The sequence below is a fragment of the Hyalangium gracile genome (genome assembly GCF_020103725.1).
Lineage (GTDB): Bacteria > Myxococcota > Myxococcia > Myxococcales > Myxococcaceae > Hyalangium > Hyalangium gracile.
Genome location: NZ_JAHXBG010000022.1, coordinates 27,590 through 45,256 on the forward strand (window position 1 = coordinate 27,590; position 17,667 = coordinate 45,256).

Genomic DNA, 17,667 nt, shown 5'->3' on the forward strand with positions numbered 1-17,667 from the left:
AATCGAATCCTTCCGGAAGGTGGCCGGCCCACCGAAGGACCATATCAGTCCCCAGGCAGGACGCGCGTGAGCGCGCTATCCTCGCGCCCCCGTGCAGAACCCCTCCGTCCAGTCTCCCGGCCGCCGCTTCCTCAAGCGGCTGGGGTTTGCCCTGCTCCAGATGGCCATCTTCGGTGGCCTCATGGGAGGGCTCGTCTCCGTTCGCGTGCCGCGGACGCAGCTCGAGACGGAAGGCGCGCCCCAGACGGTGCTGGCCCACCTGGTCGAGCTGCTCGACCGCCCCGAGCGCGTCACCTACGACGCGCGCGTCCGTGCCCTGGGCGAGTCGCTCCAGCGCCAGCGCCCCAAGGAGTCCAAGCCGCAGGACCGCGTCGTCGTGGTGACGGTGGACGACGACACGCTGAGCAGCGCGCGCCAGAGCCAGCACCCGGGGCTCGCCTCCTACCCGTGGCCGCGGGAGCTCATCGGTCAGATGACAGGGCGGCTGGTGGAGGAGGGCGCCTCCGTCGTGCTGATCGACATGCTCTTCCCCGAGCTGAGCCCGCGCGGGTGCTCCGCCTCGCAGCCCGGCGCCGAGGAGGCCTCCGATGACGGCTCCTTCCGCCGCCTGCTGAACCAGGAGCCCGGCCACTCCGCGCTCGCCTTCTCCTGGAGCGTGCCCCGCGTCAGCCCGCCCGCGTTCCAGCTCTGGCCCTACCGGGTGCGGCTGGGCAGTCACGCCAACCAGTCCCAGGCGCGCACCCAGGCCCAGGAGGTGCTCGCGGCGCAGCGGCCCGCCTTCTTCATCCCCTCGGAGGACAAGGTGGAGGTGTGGGCCGGCGTGGAGGACGAGCGCGAGGGCCAGACGCTCGCCGCGCGGTTCGGCGCCAGCCCTGCGCCCGTGCGCGAGCGCCGTAACTCCGACGACGCCTCGCGCTTCACGGCCTTGGATCTCTTCGTCTCCCTGGCCGAGGTGGAGGTGGAGGGGCTGGATGCCTCCCGGCTGCTGCAGGTGCGCACGCTCCAGCACCCCGTGGTGCAGCTGCTGGGCTCGCAGAGCCTCTATGGCGCGGTGACCGGCTTCCCGGACGCGGACGGCACCGTGCGCGGCATGCTCCACCTGGTCAGCTACGCCCCGCGCGAGGGCGAGCGCCACGTGCTGCCCTCCCTGCCGCTGGCCGCGGCCATGAAGCTGGCCGGCACCCGGAAGCTGCGCTACGCCGACGGCCGGCTCCACGTGGGGGACGCCTACTCCTTCCCCATGGACGAGACGGGCTACAGCCTCATGCGCTGGGAGGCGGGGGACGCGGGCCGCACGGCGGGCGCCTCGGTGTTCCGCTCCATCCGCGCGTGGAACATCCTGCTCAACCTCTTCGACGTCAGCGAGGGGCGGCCCGCGCGCTCGGCGCACGATCTCGAGAAGCGCGCCGTCATCCTCACCAACACCTCCACCTACGCCACCGACTACAAGGCCACGCCCATCGGCAAGGCGACGCCCGGTGGCTCCGTGCTGGCCCAGTCGCTGGAGAACATCCTCCAGTCCCAGGGCATCCGCCGCGCGGCGCCCCGGCTGGATCTCCAGGCCACCATGGGCATGGCCTTCCTCGGGGCCGCCTTCGCCTTCTTCTTCAGCCGCAGCTTCCGCTCGGGCTTCGGCGCCGTCCTCTACTTCTCCAGCGCGGTGCTGCTGGGCGTGGGCTACTTCCTGGTGGCCCGCTACGTCTTCATCGAGCGGCAGCTGTGGATCGCCGTGGCGGGCCCGGTGCTCGCGATGGTGGCTACGTTCGGGTTCACCACCCTGTACACCGTGCGCACGGAGGATGAGATCCGCGACTTCGTGAACCACGCGCTCGGGCGCTACGTGAGCCCCGAGGTGGCGCGGCTGGTGACGCGCGACCTCACCCTGCTGGTGCACCCCGAGCGCCGGCAGATGACGATGTTCTTCTCCGACATCGCCGGCTTCACCCGGCTCTCCGAGCAGATGGAGCCGGAGCGGCTCGTGCAGTTCCTCAACGAGTACCTCACGGAGATGACCATGGCCGTGCGCTCCTCGGGCGGCCAGGTGGACAAGTACATCGGCGACACGGTGATGGCCTTCTGGGGCGCTCCGGTGCGCACGGACCGGCACGCGCACCTGGCCTGCGAGGCCGCCCTGAAGATGCGCGCCGTGCTGCTGGAGCGCCAGCCGCTCTGGGAGAAGAAGTACGGCCACCGCATCCAGTTCCGCGCCGGCATCAACAGCGGGACGGTGGTGGTGGGCGACATGGGCACCGAGCTCAAGTCCAACTACACCGTCTTCGGCGACGCGGTGGGCGTGGCCTCGTGGCTCGAGGGCTGCAACAAGTTCTATGGCACCCTCGTGCTGGTGGGCGAGAGCACCGCGCAGATCGCGCGCGACGCCTATGTCTTCCGCGAGGTGGATCGGGTGCTGGTGCGCGGCAAGACGGCGCCCATCCGCCTTCATGAGCTGCTGGGGCGCCACGGAGAGATCTCCCCGCGCATGCAGGAGATGCTCGGCGTGTACGAGCAGGCGCAGACGGCCTATCACCACCGCCGCTTCGACGAGGCGCTCGCGCTGTTCGAGCGCTGCGCCTCGGAGTATCAGGACTCGGTCGCGGACGTGTTCGCGGGCCGGTGCCGGCGCTTCCTGATCGCGGCTCCGTCGGAGGACTGGGATGGTGTCTACGAGGTCGGAGAGAAGTGAGCGGAGCCCGTGGCGGCTCGGAGCCGGCGCGCTGCTCGCCGGGCTGCTCTCGGCCTGCCAGGCGACGGACAAGCCCGCCTTCATCGCTCGGGCGGAGGAGAAGATCGAGGTCCAGCGGCGCAAGCTCAACCGCACGCTGGCCGAGCGCACGGAGTGGCTCGGCTCGATGTCGTCCGTGCTCTCGGGCTGCGACCTGGAGCGGCGCAAGGCCTACGAGCTGGGGCCGGAGCAGGAGGATGCGCTCGGCCGCGGGGTGACGCAGCGCCAGCTCGCCGCGCTCGGGGCGGAGCCGCTGCCGGCCAGCGATCCGGTGGCCCGCTACGTGGAGCAGGTGGGCCAGTACCTCGCGCTGGTCGCCGAGGCGGTGGGAAATGGCAACGGGCCGGACCGAGCCCGGCGCCCCGAGCGCTACCTCGACAACCGCCCGTGGCCGCTGGCGGGCTACCAGTTCGTGGTGATGCCCTCGGAGGAGCCTCGGGCCGTCGGCAATCCGGGGGGCGTGGTGATGATCTCCACCGGCTTCCTGCGCTCGCTCGAGAGCGAGGAGGAGCTGGCGGCGGTGCTCGCGCACGAGGTGGCGCACGTGCAGCGGGGCCATGGCGTGGAGGTGCTCAAGGCCTTCATGTGCGATCACGCGTCGCGCAAGGAGTCCTCGCCCGCGCTCACTGCCTTCGGCCAGGGCTCCCCGCCCCAGGAGGGCTCCGCCTCCGGTGCTCCCCCGAGCGGGTCGGAGACGGGAGGCACCGAGTCGCTGCTCGGAGGCGCCGGGCTGGAAGCCGCGAACCTGTACCGGGAGGGCTTCCCCCGAGACTTCGAGCTGGAGGCGGACCGCATCAGCGTCCGCATCCTTCAGGCCGCGGGGTATGACGCGCGAGCGCTCCCCGCGCTGCTCCAGCGGATGGCCCGGGAAGTCCCGGCGAAGCATGCCTGGCTCCGGATGCACCCTCCACCCGTGGAGCGGCTGGAGATCATCGGCGAGCGGCTCGAAGCGCTCGGCGCGGCGAGGAGCTGGCCCTCGGCGGAGGCGGTGTCCGCGCGCACCAGGCGCTTCCTGGAGGCCATGGCGTCCGTGAAGGCTTCGCCTGAGGTGCGGGCCTCACATGGAGCGCAGAGCCCTTGAGGAGGTTCGGCCCCGCTCGTCAGGGCGCGTGTTCTGGCTCACGCCCTGCGCATCCGGGGGCACCGAGATGTGGAGCTCGACGCGGCGGTTGGCGGAGCGGCCCGCCGAGTTGTCGTTCGAGGCGACCGGCTGGTTCTCGCCCATTCCCAGGACCAGGATCTGGTTCGGGGCCACCCCGCGTGAGGTGAGCACTCGCGCGACGGCCTCGGCGCGGCGGAGGGAGAGCGCCTCGTTGTAGGAGAGGGTGCCTCGGCTGTCGGTGTGGCCCTCGATGCGGAGCTGGTCCTCCGGGTACTTCACCAGGATGTCGCCGATGCGGGTCACCTGGGTGATGGCGTCCTCGGTGAGCACGGCGCTGTCGGTCTCGAAGAGCAGCTCGCTGCGCAGGTTCAGGAGGATTCCGTGGTCCGTCCGCTCGGTCTCCGCGACCTGCTCCAGCTCGCGCGCCTGCTTGTCGAGGTAGTTGCCCACGGCCGCGCCGGCTGCCGCGCCGGCCGCCGCGCCAACGGCGGCTCCCTCGAAGTCCTCTCCGATCAGCCCACCCGCGGCGCCGCCCACGATGGCTCCCGCCGCGGCCCCGGTGGCCGTCCGCTTGCCAGGAGTCGCGCAGCCCGCCGCGCCCAGGAGCACCACTGGCACCAGCACCCAGCCCATCTTCCTTGCGTTCACGTGAAGCCTCCTTGTGTCTCCTGATTCGAAGGGACTTCAGGAGTGGGCATTCACGGAGCCGTCTTCATGCCTCGACCGCTTGCTCGCTGGCCTGCAGGCAGGAGCAGGCAGGGGAGCGTGAGCCACAGGGAGAGGGGAGGGGTGTCGCTCGTCGGACTCCTTGGCCCTCAAAGCTTGTGTGAGGAGATCGCGCTGTTATCATCCGCGATGTGTGCCACGCACACGTGTCCAGGTGATTGAGCCCGTGAAGCCCTCGTACCCAGTGCCGATGAAGTCGTGGACGCACGGGGCGGCGGTGCGCCGGGTGCTGTTCGCCCACAGTCAGGCCACGGCTTGGCTTGGGCTCCACGCCGCCCGTCGCTGACTTCCAGGTCTCGGCGAGCGGCGTTTCCGGGACTCCCGCGCGTCTCCGAAGGAGGAAGCGGGAGGCTGTCTTCGGCCGTGCCCCACGGGGCGGGCCGTGGCCCCGTTCCACCTCACCTCGACTGAACCCGGGCCGCGACGCGGCCCCTCTGCACAGGAGGAGCACCCCATGACGACCCAGGAGCGCCGCATCATCGTGACGGAGACAGACCTCGACCGCCTGCAGCGAGTGATCGAGGTGCATGGCGCCGGGCGGAACGCGGAGCTGGCCGAGATGCTGGAGCAGGAGCTGGCCAGGGCCGAGGTGCGCAGCTCGCATGATGTCCCACCGGGGGTGGTGACGATGAACAGCACCGTCATCTACGAGGACGTGGAGACGGGCCAGCGGCGGCAGGTCACGCTCTGCTACCCGCAGGATGCGAGCAGCGATGAGGGACGCATCTCCGTGCTGGCGCCGATTGGGAGCGCGCTCATCGGACTCTCCGAGGGCCAGGCCATCGAGTGGCCCGTGCCCGGCGGGCGCACCCGCCACCTGCGCATCGTCGCGGTGCCCTATCAGCCCGAGGCCGCTGGCCACTTCCACCTGTAGCCCGGGCCTCGCGCCCAGGAGTGAACGACATGCGCCAGGACCGATGGCAGAACGTCATCCACGCCGCCTTCCTGCTCGAAGAGGCGCCAGAGAACGAGGCAGGCGGCGCGGCCGGGGCGGAGGAGCGCCTGCGCCGGGTGCAGGCCATGCTCGACAGCCTCCTCGAGGTGTTCCCCGCGAGCATCGACCCGGTGGATGACTTCGAGGGGTTCGCGATGCGGCGACTCGCGCAGGCGCTGCGGCGGACGCTCGGCGAGGAGCTGGAGCCTCCCTCCAAGGAGTGCTGAGCCGACGGCGCTCCGAAGCCGCCGGAGAGGGAGCCCGTCGGGCGCGTCGTTCCCGAACCTGTCTGCTTGTCATACCAGTTCGGAAACCGCGCTCGGGACAGGGGGCTCCCCGAAGGTGTGGCCTACTCCTGCTCGTCCGGATCGCCGAAGAACTCGCGCACGGGCTTGTCCTGCGCGATGTGCTCGGCCACCACGCGGCGCATCTTCTCCGGCGTCATGCGCGAGTAGTAGACCTCGCCCGGCCAGCCCATCAGCTGGTAGTCCTCGGGCGAGAGCGGATCGCGCTTGCGGCCCGTGTCCTCGCGGATCACCACGTTGGGACCCATGTGGCAGAAGCCGTAGCAGCCTCCGCGGTACGCCTCGCAGCGAGGCCCCACCGCGTGCTTCGCCAGCTCTTCCTTCGCCGCGGCGAACACGGCATCGGACCCATTGCCCTTGCAGTCCATGCCCTTGCACACGGAGAGGCGGTAGCGCTTCATCGAGGCTTCAACCTACGGGACTTGTCTCCAGTGGGGAAGGTGCGCTGCCGTAGGCCTCCAAGCTTTCTCATTCGGTGAGAGAGCACCCGGGCAGCCCCGAAACGGCACCGGCCCGCCAGCTCCACCGGGGACGGAGGAGGGCGGGCCGGAGGCACGTCAGGCTGGTTGCTACTTGGTGGGGTGTGACTTCTGGGACTCGCCGGAGCCCAGCTTCTTCGGCTCGTGGCCGTGGCCCACCGAGTGCGGCGTCTTGAGCTGCACCAGGCCCTCGCCGATGCGCGTGTGGGCCTCCTTGTGCACGTGGTGCGGCTGCTCCGAGCCCTCGCGCTTGTTCCACGGATCCGACGGGTGCGACACCGCCGGGCCCTTCAGCAGCTTGGGGATGTCGTAGACGAAGCCCTGCCGGTTGTACTCGGGCTTGGTGTGCTCGTAGGTGTCCATGCGGATGGCGTCCTTGGGGCACGCCTCCACGCACAGGCCGCAGACGATGCACCGCAGCTCGTCGATGACGAACTGGGTCGGGAACTTCTCGATGACGCGCGACTCGCCATCCTTGGCGTCGTGCTCGTACTCGCCCGCCTCGATGTAGATGCACTGCGCCGGGCAGATCGTCGCGCACATGTAGCAGGCCACGCAGCGCGGCTTGCCGTCATCTCGAGGCACCAGGCGGTGCAGCCCTCGGTAGCCCGGAGGGTAGGGGATCTTCTCCTCCGGGTACTCGACGGTGGTGATGAGGCTGGTGCCCTTGCGGTCTATCACCTGCGTGTTCGTGTCCCGCGTTCCGAAGAGGTTCCGGAAGAAGTGACGCGCGGTGATGCCCAGGCCCTTGAGAAGCTCCGGGAGGTAGGCCCGCTCGCGGACATCCGTGCGGGGATCTTGGGTCGCCTTGTAGGCCATGGCCGTCCTTGTCTCGCTTCCTCGAAAGACTGATGCCTAATGCGTGGAGCCCGCGTGCGCCGCCGGCGCGTGCCCGCCCGCGTGAGAAGCCGCGTGGCCGTGGGGCAGCGCGTGACCGTGCGCGGCGCCGGGCAGCCCGTGGGGATCATGTCCATGCCCCAGCGCCCCGTGCCCGTCCCCGTGGCCGTGGGTCGTCTCTCCGCTCTCCTTCCGAGAGAGCGTGAGCGCCACCAGGATGCCGATCTCCAGGATGCCGAACAGCGCCAACGAGCGCAGCGTCGGATCCCACAGCACCAGCGCGCCGCTGACGAACACGTTCACCAGTCCCACGGGCAGCAGCATCTTCCAGCCCAGCGTCTGGATCTGGTCGTAGCGGAAGCGCGGGAACGTCCAGCGGATGAGCAGCTGGATGAAGCAGAGCACCAGGACCTTGATCCAGAAGAAGGTGCCCAGCAGCGTGGCGTACACCAGCGGGTAGTCCTTGAGCTGGCTGGCCACCCACTCGCCGCCGAAGGGCAGGTGGTAGCCGCCGAAGAAGAGCGCCGCGGTGACGCCCGAGAGCACCACCACCTCCACGAACTCGGAGATCATGAAGAGGCCGAACTGCATGCCCGAGTACTCCACGAAGTAGCCGATGATCTCGGACTCGCCCTCGGGCACGTCGAACGGGGCGCGCTTGGTCTCCGCGAAGGCCGCGGCGAAGAAGAGGATGAAGCCCAGCGGCTGCAGGAAGATGCCCCAGGCCGGCAGGCCGAAGTCGAAGCCCTGGCCCGCGGCGCCGCCCGTCCACTGCCACAGGTAGCGCGCCTGGCCGGAGGACTCGCCGCCCGTCTCCGCCGCCAGGTTGCCGACGATGGCCGGCAGCTGCACCGAGGAGAACGCCAGCATGATGCCCACCAGCGACAGGCCCAGCGCCACCTCGTAGGAGATCATCTGCGAGGAGGCGCGCACGCCGCCCAGCAGGGCGAACTTGTTGTTGGAGGCCCAGCCCGCCAGCGCCGTGCCGTACACCGCCAGCGAGGCGATGGCGAACAGGTAGAGCAGGCCGAAGTCCGGGGTGGCCACCACCATGTCCACGTTGGCGCCCCACAGCGTGACGCTCGGGCCCGCCGGCACGATGGCGAACAGGGCGAACACCGGCGCGAAGGCCAGCATGGGGCCCAGGTTGAAGAGGAACTTGTTGGCGTTCTCCGGGTGGAAGGCCTCCTTGGTCAGCATCTTCAAGGAGTCCGCCGCCACGAAGGGCAGGCCCGCCAGCGAGCGGTTCTTCAGGCCCGGCAGGGCGATGCGCGCGCGGTTGGGGCCGATGCGATCCTGCATCAGCGCGCTCCACTTGCGCTCGGCCAGCGTGAGCAGCGTGGCGATGATCATCACGAAGACGAGCATCAGGAAGAGGATGTTCGTCAGGCGGCTGGCGCCGGCGAACCCGTGCTTCTCCGCGAGCCCGCCCACGGCGTAGGAGGCCAGCACCACGCCCGCGAGCAGGGCGATGATGAAGCCGATGGCGAAGAGGACTGTGATGACGCGCTTCATTTAGATTCCTCGCACGCGGGGAGTACCGAACTCGCGGTAGCCCGGGGGACGGCCGTCGGCGCCAGTGGGAATGGGGTTGATGCCCGGCTTCTCGCGATCCGGCGGAGAAGACTGCTCCCAGTTGAACGTGGAGAGCTCGGCCACCTGCGAGGCCAGCTCCCGGAACACCTCACGCGCGGAGCTCCACGCCGCCGCGCCACCCAGGGCCTTGCTGAGCTCCGACACCCAGCGCCAGTGCGGCACCGCGTCTCCCTTGGAGGGGTACGCCTTGCGGAAGCGCTGGATGATGCCCTCGAACTGCACGAAGGAGCCCTCGTCCTCGATGTGGGCCGCGGCCGGCAGCAGCACCGTGGCCTGCGCGGTGACGGGCGACTCGTTGAGCGCCTGCGCCACGAAGACCTCCGCCTTGGCCACCGCCTGCGCGAAGGCCTCCGCGTCGCCCGGCACCTCGGTGCCGATGGCGTACAGCGCCTTCACCTTGCCCGAGTGCAGCGCGGGCGCCAGCTCCTCGAAGGACTTGAGCGTCAGGCCCAGCCCCTTGGCGATGAGCTCCAGGCCCTTGCGGTTGGGGTTCTTGTCCGCCGTCATCAGGTAGTGGTCCGCGGCGCCCGGAGCCCGGCCGCCCACGTACACTTCCTTCACGCCCAGGGTGCCCTTGGCGAACGACAGGCCCGCCAGCAGGTCCTCGTTGGAGCACACCGGCGAGGCCAGCACCGCCAGCTGCGCGCTGCCCACCAGCGGCTTGAGCGCCTGGGCGGCGGCCTTGGCGGCCTCCACGCGGGAGAGCTCCGGACGGGCGGTGTTGGCCGCCTGCGTGGCGCGCCGGCCCACCGAGGCGCTCAGCACGCGGTTCAGGTTCAGGTACTTGTACGAGAGCCGGCCCTGATCGCACATCCAGCTCTTGTTGATCTGCTCGTTCTCGCGCGGGCGGTAGCGGTAGGTGTCCTGGGACATCCAGTCCGCGTAGATGTTGCAGCCGCGCGAGCAGCCGGTGCACACCGACGGGGTGGCGGACAGGAACCACGCGCGGGCGCGGAAGCGGAAGTCCCGGCTGAGCAGCGCGCCCACCGGGCACACGTCCACGGTGTTGAGCGAGTAGTTGCTGTTGAGCTCGTTGCCCGGGAAGACGTCGATGCGCTCGTGGCTGCCGCGGCCGAACACGCCCAGCTGCGGCTCCTTGGGGATCTCGTTCATGAAGCGCACGCACCGGGTGCAGATGATGCAGCGCTCCTGATCCAGCACCACGTGGGGCCCGAGCACCTTGCGCTTGTTCTTCAGCGCCTTACCGCCCTCGAGCCGCGAGGGGCGGTAGTCGTACTTCATGTAGTAGTCCTGCAGCTTGCACTCACCGGCCTGGTCGCAGATGGAGCAGTCCACCGGGTGGTTCAGCAGCAGGAACTCCATCACCGCGCGCTGCTGCTCCTTCACCTTGGGCGTGGTGGTCTTGATGACCTGGCCCTCGGCGAGCGGCGTCTGGCAGGCGGGCACCAGCTTGGGCGCGTTGGAGGCCTCGATGAGACAGATGCGGCAGTTGGCCGCGATCGAGAGCCGCGGGTGGTAGCAGTAGAAGGGGATCTCCACGCCGACGCTCTTGGCCGCGTCGATCATGTTCGTCCCCGGCTTGGCCACCACCTCCCGGCCGTCCACGGTGCAGGTGACGAAGCCCGGGTTCTTCGGCGGGGGCGGCTTGGGCGGCCCACCGGCGGGCGGGGGCGGCTTGGGCGGCGTGGTGCTGCTGTGCGCCACCGGCGGGTTGTCCACCTTGGGCCCCGCCGGAGGGTTGGAGGGCTCGGGACCGATCTTCGCCGCGGGGGTGTCCGTGGGCGCGCCCTTGGGGGGCGTCTGCGCGTCACCGGTCGGCTTCTTGTTGTCGTTGTCGCTCACTGCTCGACCTCGCCGCCGATCATGTTGATCATGTCAAAGGTGGGGATGAGGTCCGCCAGCATCTTCCCCTCGATGATGTGAGGGATGGCGGAGAGGATGGGGAAGCCCGGCGCGCGGACGTGGACCTTGTAGGGCCGGCCGCCGCCGTCGCTCACCAGGTACCAGCCCAGCTCGCCGTTGGACGCCTCGGTGCTGTCGTACACCTCGCCCGGGGGCACGGGGATGCCCTCCATCACCAGCTTGAAGTGCGACATGACGCCCTCGATGGTGCCGTACACCTCGGGCTTGGGCGGCAGCGCGATGCGCCAGTCGTCCACGATGATGGGGCCCGCCGGCAGCTTCTGGAGCGCCTGGCGGATGATGCGGTCGGACTGCTTCAGCTCCTCCAGCCGCATGATGTAGCGATCGTAGTTGTCGCCGTGCTCGCCCACCGGCACGTCGAAGTCCAGCTGATCATAGACCCAGTAGGGCCGCGCCTTGCGGATGTCGTAGTCCACGCCGCTGGCGCGCAGGCACGGGCCGGTGTAGCCGAAGTCCAGCGCGTCCTCGGCCGAGAGGATGCCGGTGCCCTTCATGCGGTCCACGAAGATGCGGTTCTTCATCAGCAGCCCCTCGACCTCCACGAGGAGCTCCTGGATCTTGTCCAGCGACTTGATCGTCTTGGGGATCCACCCCTCGGGCAGATCGCGGTTGAGCCCGCCCACGCGGCCGTAGCTGGTGGTGAGCCGGGCGCCCGTCAGCTCCGTCACCCGGTCCATGATGAGCTCACGGCCCTCGATGGAGTAGAGGAACGGCGCGAAGCCACCCAGCTCCAGCGCCGTGGCGCCCACGCACGTGAGGTGATCGTGCATGCGGTGCAGCTCGGAGGCGATGACGCGGATGAACCTGGCGCGCTCGGGGATCTCCAGGCCGATGAGCTTCTCCACGGCGTTGAGGAACCCGAAGTTGTTCATCATCGCCGAGTTGTAGTTGAGCCGGTCCGTGTACGGCAGGCACTGCGTCCACGTGACGTTCTCGCAGCTCTTCTGGAAGCCTCGGTGGAGGAAGCCGATCTCCGGGTCCGCCTTGACGATCGTCTCTCCCTCCAGCTCCACCTTCATGCGCACGGTGCCGTGCATGGCCGGGTGGGAGGGGCCCATGTTGATGTACATCCGCTTGGTCTGGAGGTGGGCCTCCAGCTCCGACTCATGGGCGTACGCGTCGGTGTCCGGGTTGGGAACGGCGGGCTGCGGATGCTTGGAGGGGTCCGACATGAAGTCCTCGCGAACTCAGGAGAGGCCGCTGGTGCCAGGGCCGCGGAAGATGTCCTTGATGGGGCGCTCGGGGATCAGCGGCTGCCTGTCGCGCAGGGCGTAGTCCTTGCGCAGCGGGTGGCCCTGGAACTCGTCGTACAGGAGGATCCGGCGCAGATCCGGGTGGCCTACGAACTTGATGCCGTAGAAGTCGTAGGTGAGGCGCTCCCACCAGTTGGCGCCCTTGAAGAGAGGAACAAGCGAGGGCACCTCGGGATTCGACTCGGTGACGCGCACCTTCAGGCGCACGTGCTCATGCCGCGTGAGCGAGTAGAGGAAGTAGACCACCTCGAAGCGCGGATCGTTCTCGGCCAGGTGCAGCCGGTCCACCGCGTCGATGGAGACGAAGAGCTTGAAGTTCAGCTCGGGGTCGTTCTTCAGATACGCCACCACCTTCGGCAGGTGCTGGGCATGGATGACGGACCAGGCGCCGCCAGCCCGGTCGACATAGCGCTCCGCGACCGCCTCCGGGAGGTGGGCGGAGACCCTGTCCAACGCGAATGTGCTCAAGGGGGCCCCAATGGCAGAAGAATCCGCGGCTTTATAGGGACGAGGGCCCGGGGCGTCAACGTAAAACCCCCAACCATGTAGGGCACTTACGCGCGCTAGAAGTGTGGGTCCCCTGGGACGCCAGCACCGGTGGAAGCGGCGGGAATGACTCACAGGGTGAGCGCGAGGGTGGCGCGGAAGCCGTCCTCGTGCTCGTGGATCTCCAGCCCGTGGCACGTGGCCGACTTCACCGGCCACTCGAGCATCAGCGGCTGGAAGCCCCGGATGCGCGCGCGCAGGCTGCGCTCGGACAGCTCATCCACCAGGAACCAGGCGTAGACCTTGCCCGTGGACCCCCATCGCGCCAGCAGCGCGTTGAGCCAGTCCACCATGAGGGAGTGGGTGTCCGCGGACTCCAGGGTGAGCAGCTCCTCCTGCCCGTCGAGCGGCACGTCCCACGGCGCCTCGCCCAGCAGCACTTCCGCCAGGGCGTACCCGGCCTCCTCGAACAGCTCGGGGAGATCGGCGCCTTCGATGGGGAGCTGGACCTCGGGGGGGTGAGACTCGAACGACTGGGGGCTCGTCTCCATGGGGGCCTCCCCGGGGTAGGGGGATATCACCAAAGGTGGGGCCGCGCGGGGGTGGGGGCAATGAGAGGGAGAGCGTTCGCCGGGGGCTCAGGCGGCGGCGGAGGTGTCGCCGGGCAGGAGGGCGCCACGGGGCTCGGGGATGAAGAGGGCCACGGGCAGGCTCTTTCCGGGCACCATGGCGGCAGGGGCCTCGCGCCACTGGAAGGCCTCGCCTGCCTGCTCGTGCGTGGCGCGGGAGACGAGCACGGGCGTGCCCACCGTCTTGGTGAGGCGCTCGATGCGGCTGGCCAGGTTCACCGTGTCTCCGATGGCCGTGTACTCCATGCGCCGCGAGGCGGAGCCGATGTTGCCCAGCACCACCGGGCCGGTGTGCACGCCCACGCCCATGCGCAGCCCCGGCTCGCCCCGAGCCTCGCGCTCGGCGTTGACGGCCTCCAGCTCGCGCACCATGTCCAGCGCGCACTGCACGCCCTGGCGGGCGTGGGCCGCATCCGCGATGGGCGCGCCGAAGTACACCATCAGCGCGTCCCCGATGAACTTGTCCAGGGTGCCGCCGTGGCGGAACACCACCTCCACCATGCGCCCGTAGTACTCGTTGAGGATGGCCACCACCTGCTGTGGCGGCAGCCGCTCGCTCAGGGCGGTGAAGTCCCGGATGTCCGCGAAGAGCACCGTCACCTCGCGCAGCTCTCCCACCGTCTTCGAGATGGCCAGATCCTGCAGGCGCTCGGCCACGGCGGGGGAGAAGTAGCGGCCGAGCCGGGCGCGCTTGAGCTCCTCGCGCGTCACCGCCGTCAGCAGCGCGCGGATGCGCACCAGCAGCTGCGAGGCTCCTCCCGCGCTCGCCGCCAGCACCACCACCGCGGTGATCTGCGCCCCGACGGAGATGTCCGCCAGCGCCTGCAGCCGCACCTCCGCCAGCGACGCCGTCACGGTGACGATCACCGTCACCAGCCGGCGCAGCGTCAGGGCCGACAGGAGCACCAGCGTGACGTAGATGCCCAGCGTGAAGCCCGCCACGCCGCCCGGAGACGGCGACAGCGGCAGCGACAGCGACTGGAGCCAGAAGATCGCCGGCACATCCACCACGGCCAGCATCAGCCCCGCCCACTGCGTCAGCCACCGGGAGCGGTAGACGCCCACCATCGCCACGGCCGTGGCCGCCCAGTACGCGGCGAAGGGCGTGATGTAGATGGCCCAGTCGGCCAGCCCGCGCAGGAGGCCCAGGTAGAGGGTGATGCCGAAGATGGCCGTCACCGCCAGGAAGCGCACCCACGACAGGCGCACGGCGTTGCGCACGCGCTCCGCATCCAGCGCGCGCGTCAGGCTCTCGTCCGTGCTCTGTCCCGAGACTTCCTTCATGCGCCGGGCTGCCCCACGCTCTGTGTGTAACGCGGTTGCACACTCTGGCATGGGTCCCGTGCCCGTGCACCTCACTGGCAGCGAGGGCCGGCTCGCCTGCCAGCGCAGGAAGTTTCTCGGAGGTAACCGGGTGGGTAGGGTGAGGTAGGCAGCCAGGCGTGGCGGGGCGGAGGTTTTTCGGGTAGAGGCCGCGCGTCGCCATGTCCGCGCCCGCTGCTCCCAGTCGCCTGCGTTGGTTGCTCCGCCTCGTCCTGCTGGGCGCCGGGCTGGGGCTCGCGCTCTTCGGGCTGGAGACGGAGCGGCTGCTCAGCGCCGGGGTGGTGGGCGTGGGCATCGACGTGCAGGGCCCCTATGCGGCGCTGATGGGCGCCATCCGCCCCCTGCTGCCGGGCCTGCTCGTCCGAGTGGCCCTCGTGTACGCGGTGGGGGGCGCCGCGCTGGCGCTCGTGGCGGGGGCGCTTGCCCGGGTGTGGGGGCCCACGGCGGTGCGGTGGGTGGTGCCGCACTGGCTCGTGCTGCTGGCGCTGCTGGCGTGGCACCGCGCCATTACCCGGCCCGCCCTCTTCGATGATCTGCCCGCGCTGCGGCCGGTGCTGGGCTGGCTCGTGGACCGAGGAGAGCCCTGGCACCCGTGGGTGGCCCTGGGGCTGTGGCTCGCGCTCCACCTGGGCCTGTACTTCTGGCGCGCGTACAAGAAGGAGCGCGTCATCTCCCTGGTCCTGTCCCTGTGGGCCCTGGGCGGGGTGGCGGTGCTCGCGGGGGATGGTTCCTCGCCCGGAAGGACACAGGCCGGCACCACCCGCTCGTCGTCATCATCGGCGTGGATGCGTTCCGCCCGGATCGGCTCCGAGCGCTCGGAGGCAGCGGCGAGGTGGCGCCGAACCTCGATCGCTTCGTGGCGGAGGACGCCACGCTCTTCACCCGCGCGTACACGCCCATCGCCCAGACGGAGCCCGCCTGGCGCTCCCTGCTCACCGCGCGCTGGCCGCACCGCACGGGCGTGCGCTACTCGCTGGCCGCCGAGTCCCGCCACGTCAGCGCCCCCACCTTCGCCCAGCGCTTCGCGGAGGCCGGCTGGCGCACCGTGTTCGCCACGGACTGCTCGCGCTTCCACTTCGAGGGGCCGGACTCCGGCTTCACCACGCGCCTGCAGCCGCCCCGCGGCGCGGTGAACTTCCTGCTGGAGAAGCTGCGCTACCGGGCCGTGGGCCTGTTCGCCGACAACCGGCTCGGCGCCGCGTGGCTGCCCGAGTTCATCGACAACCGCGCCCTGGCCGGCATCCATGATCCGGTGGGCTACGCGGAGCGGCTCTCCGAGCGGCTCGTCTCCGAGGCGGGCCAGGGGCCCACGCTGTTCGCCTTCCACGCCACGGCGGCGCACTTCCCGGGGGACCCCACCTATCCCTTCTACCGGCGCTTCGTGCCGCCCTCCGAGCCGCTCGAGCGCCGGCTGCGCATGCACTTCTCCCCGGTGGTGCCGGGCGCCGCAGGAGGCGCCGGGAGCTGGAGCCGCTCGGGCGCGGAGGGCCTCTATGACGAGCTGCTCGCGCAGGCGGACGCGCAGGTGGGCCAGCTCTTCGCCGCGCTGAGGAAGTCCGGGCGCTACGACGATGCGCTCATCCTCGTGCTCTCGGACCATGGCGAGAGCTTCCACGCGGACCGGCCGGAGCTGGCCGGAGCCACCTCCGTGCACGGCGCCCGGCTCTCGGAGGAGGAGAACCGCGTGCTGCTGGCGGTGAAGCTCCCGGGATGGAGCCGCGAGCTCGCCCAGGTGGACACGCTGGTGCGCCTCATCGACATCGGGCCCACGCTGCTGGAGCGGTTCGAGCTGCCGGCGCTGCCGGGCGACGTGGACGGCGTGTCGCTGATGCCGCTGCTGCGCGGAGAGCCCTTCCTGCCCTCGCCGCTGTACGCCGAGACGGGCTTCACCCACGTGAGCCCGGAGGTGTTCGATGCGGGCCACTGGCCGGGCGCCCCTCGGAGCTTCGACACCTACCGCATCCGCCCGGATGGCGTGGTGGAGGTGGAGGGCGCCGCGCACGAGGCCATGGTGCGCGAGAAGGATCGCGGCGCCTTCGACGGGCAGCGGTGGCTGGTGGATCGCCCCCGGGCCGATGGCACTGTCCAGCGCGCCTGCTCCGGCGAGTGCGAGCAGACCGCCGTGTTGTCTTCCTGGCTGGACGCTGTGCTGACGCGCGCCCCCTGACACCGGCTGGAGTAGGGTGCGGCGCCATGTCGACGACGAACACCCAGAGCCTTCAAGAGCGCTACGCCCCCCACAACGCCTGCTTCGGCTGCGGCCCCGCCAACGAGAAGGGCCTGCGCATCCGCAGCCTGCTGGAGGGAGAGCTCGTGGTCGCCGAGTGGACGCCCGCCGAGCACCACCAGGCCGTCCCCGGAGTGCTCAACGGGGGAATCATCGGCTCGCTGCTGGACTGTCACTGCAACTGGACGGCGGCCTACCACCTGATGAAGCAGAGCGGCCAGGAGTCGCCGCCGTGCACGGTGACGGCCGACTACAGCATCCAGCTCAAGCGCCCCACGCCCATGGGCCTGGTGCGCCTGGAGGCCCGGCCCGTGGAGCTGAAGGAGGACCGGGCCGTCATCGAAGGCAAGCTCACGGCGGGCGGCAAGGTGACCGCCCTGTGCCGGGGCACCTTCGTGGCCGTGAAGCCGGGCCACCCCGCCTACCACCGCTGGTAGCCCGGCGCGACGGCTCGCTCAGGCCGCCGGAGCGGGCGCCATGTCGGGGGTGAGGGTCTGCGCCAGCCGGCGTAGCTCATGGCCGTTGAACGGCTTGCGCAGCTCTCGCAGCTGCGGCAGGTCCCCGAACTCCTGGAGCACTTCCTCCCACGAGTAGTCGGAGTAGGCGGAGCAGAGCACCACCCGGAGCTCGGGCGCGATCTTCCGCAGGTGTCGCAGCGTCTGGATGCCGTTCCACCCGGGAGGCATCCGGTAGTCCAGGAACACCATCGAGTAGGGGCGGCCCGTGTTCATGGCGTGCTGCACCTTGGCGATGGCCTCCTGGCCCTGGAAGGCCGAGTCCAGCTCGAACATCGGACTGACGGGAGTGCTGATGGCCTGCGCCGCGCCGAAGAGCACCTCTTCCATGAGATCGAGATCGGCGCTCCGGTCGAGCCGCGGTGGACAGAGAATCCGCCGGAAGTCCCGATGGATCGCTTCGGAGTCATCAATGACGAGAATGCGTCTCGTGCTCTCGGAGCTGCTCATGTCGACTCCTGGGCCGGAAGTCGGGGCCCCCCCATGACATGGGAACTGGAAAATTATTTCTATAATATAAGGGAGACTCCTAATGTGCAGCAGTGGCCACATTGAGGCGGAGCCGAAGGGGCAGGTGCTCCTGGCCGTAAAAAACCGAAGGCCCCGGCACCTCCGATGGGGGAGGTACGCGGGGCCCTGGGCTCACCCG

At 70.0% G+C, this 17,667-nt stretch carries 16 protein-coding genes; 6 read left to right on the forward strand and 10 right to left on the reverse strand.

All coding sequences use genetic code 11. The features are described from left to right. The first annotated feature begins 91 nt into the window (after positions 1–91). Positions 92–2,683, forward strand: coding sequence for a CHASE2 domain-containing protein (locus KY572_RS34380; RefSeq protein ID WP_224247908.1), 2,592 nt, complete (start codon positions 92–94; stop codon positions 2,681–2,683). Then, the gene (locus KY572_RS34385; protein ID WP_224247909.1) at positions 2,655–3,803 is read left to right on the forward strand and encodes a M48 family metallopeptidase; all 1,149 of its coding nucleotides are present in this window, start codon (positions 2,655–2,657) and stop codon (positions 3,801–3,803) included. The genes KY572_RS34380 and KY572_RS34385 overlap by 29 nt, the downstream gene beginning before the upstream one ends. Here KY572_RS34385 and KY572_RS34390 read toward each other — a convergent pair. Then, the gene (locus KY572_RS34390) at positions 3,780–4,472 is read right to left on the reverse strand and encodes an OmpA family protein (RefSeq protein ID WP_224247910.1); all 693 of its coding nucleotides are present in this window, start codon (positions 4,470–4,472) and stop codon (positions 3,780–3,782) included. The genes KY572_RS34385 and KY572_RS34390 overlap by 24 nt on opposite strands. Before the next feature lie 532 nt (positions 4,473–5,004). Between KY572_RS34390 and rnk the strand changes: the two genes are divergently transcribed. Both rnk and KY572_RS34400 read left to right on the forward strand, forming a co-directional pair. After that, positions 5,005–5,424 (forward strand): nucleoside diphosphate kinase regulator, encoded by a 420-nt coding sequence (gene rnk / locus KY572_RS34395; protein WP_224247911.1) that lies wholly within the window; start codon positions 5,005–5,007, stop codon positions 5,422–5,424. A gap of 29 nt (positions 5,425–5,453) precedes the next feature. Then, positions 5,454–5,711, forward strand: a complete 258-nt coding sequence (locus KY572_RS34400; RefSeq protein WP_224247912.1) for a hypothetical protein — start codon at positions 5,454–5,456, stop codon at positions 5,709–5,711. Between the two features lie 122 nt (positions 5,712–5,833). Here KY572_RS34400 and KY572_RS34405 read toward each other — a convergent pair whose 3' ends face one another. From KY572_RS34405 to KY572_RS34440, 8 genes are all read right to left on the reverse strand, one after another. Then, on the reverse strand, positions 5,834–6,190 hold the full coding sequence (locus KY572_RS34405; RefSeq protein ID WP_224247913.1) for a (2Fe-2S) ferredoxin domain-containing protein: 357 nt from the start codon (positions 6,188–6,190) through the stop codon (positions 5,834–5,836). A 168-nt stretch (positions 6,191–6,358) separates the two neighbouring features. Then, entirely contained in the window at positions 6,359–7,087 is a 729-nt protein-coding gene (locus KY572_RS34410) for a NuoI/complex I 23 kDa subunit family protein (RefSeq protein ID WP_224247914.1), read from the reverse strand. Positions 7,088–7,123: 36 nt separating this feature from the next. Next, complete coding sequence (locus tag KY572_RS34415) at positions 7,124–8,620, reverse strand: complex I subunit 1/NuoH family protein (protein WP_224247915.1); 1,497 nt, start codon at positions 8,618–8,620, stop codon at positions 7,124–7,126. Continuing rightward, entirely contained in the window at positions 8,621–10,504 is a 1,884-nt protein-coding gene (locus KY572_RS34420; protein ID WP_224247916.1) for a 2Fe-2S iron-sulfur cluster-binding protein, read from the reverse strand. Next, positions 10,501–11,757: an NADH dehydrogenase (quinone) subunit D gene (nuoD, locus tag KY572_RS34425; RefSeq protein WP_224247917.1), complete on the reverse strand. Its 1,257-nt coding sequence runs from the start codon at positions 11,755–11,757 to the stop codon at positions 10,501–10,503. Before nuoD ends, KY572_RS34420 begins: the two co-directional genes overlap by 4 nt. A gap of 15 nt (positions 11,758–11,772) precedes the next feature. Beyond that, on the reverse strand, positions 11,773–12,291 hold the full coding sequence (locus KY572_RS34430; RefSeq protein ID WP_224247918.1) for an NADH-quinone oxidoreductase subunit C: 519 nt from the start codon (positions 12,289–12,291) through the stop codon (positions 11,773–11,775). Between the two features lie 164 nt (positions 12,292–12,455). Then, positions 12,456–12,875 carry an archease gene (locus KY572_RS34435; RefSeq protein WP_224247919.1) on the reverse strand — a complete coding sequence of 140 codons (420 nt, stop codon included), beginning with the start codon at positions 12,873–12,875 and terminating at the stop codon, positions 12,456–12,458. Between the two features lie 87 nt (positions 12,876–12,962). Beyond that, complete coding sequence (locus KY572_RS34440; RefSeq protein WP_224247920.1) at positions 12,963–14,237, reverse strand: adenylate/guanylate cyclase domain-containing protein; 1,275 nt, start codon at positions 14,235–14,237, stop codon at positions 12,963–12,965. A 727-nt stretch (positions 14,238–14,964) separates the two neighbouring features. Between KY572_RS34440 and KY572_RS34445 the strand changes: the two genes are divergently transcribed. Next, on the forward strand, positions 14,965–16,443 hold the full coding sequence (locus tag KY572_RS34445; RefSeq protein WP_224247921.1) for a sulfatase-like hydrolase/transferase: 1,479 nt from the start codon (positions 14,965–14,967) through the stop codon (positions 16,441–16,443). 26 nt (positions 16,444–16,469) lie between these two features. Continuing rightward, positions 16,470–16,940 carry a PaaI family thioesterase gene (locus KY572_RS34450; RefSeq protein WP_224247922.1) on the forward strand — a complete coding sequence of 157 codons (471 nt, stop codon included), beginning with the start codon at positions 16,470–16,472 and terminating at the stop codon, positions 16,938–16,940. Positions 16,941–16,958: 18 nt separating this feature from the next. Here the strand turns inward: KY572_RS34450 and KY572_RS34455 are convergent, their stop codons facing one another. Beyond that, the gene (locus tag KY572_RS34455) at positions 16,959–17,468 is read right to left on the reverse strand and encodes a response regulator (RefSeq protein ID WP_224247923.1); all 510 of its coding nucleotides are present in this window, start codon (positions 17,466–17,468) and stop codon (positions 16,959–16,961) included. Between the last annotated feature and the right edge of the window lie 199 nt (positions 17,469–17,667).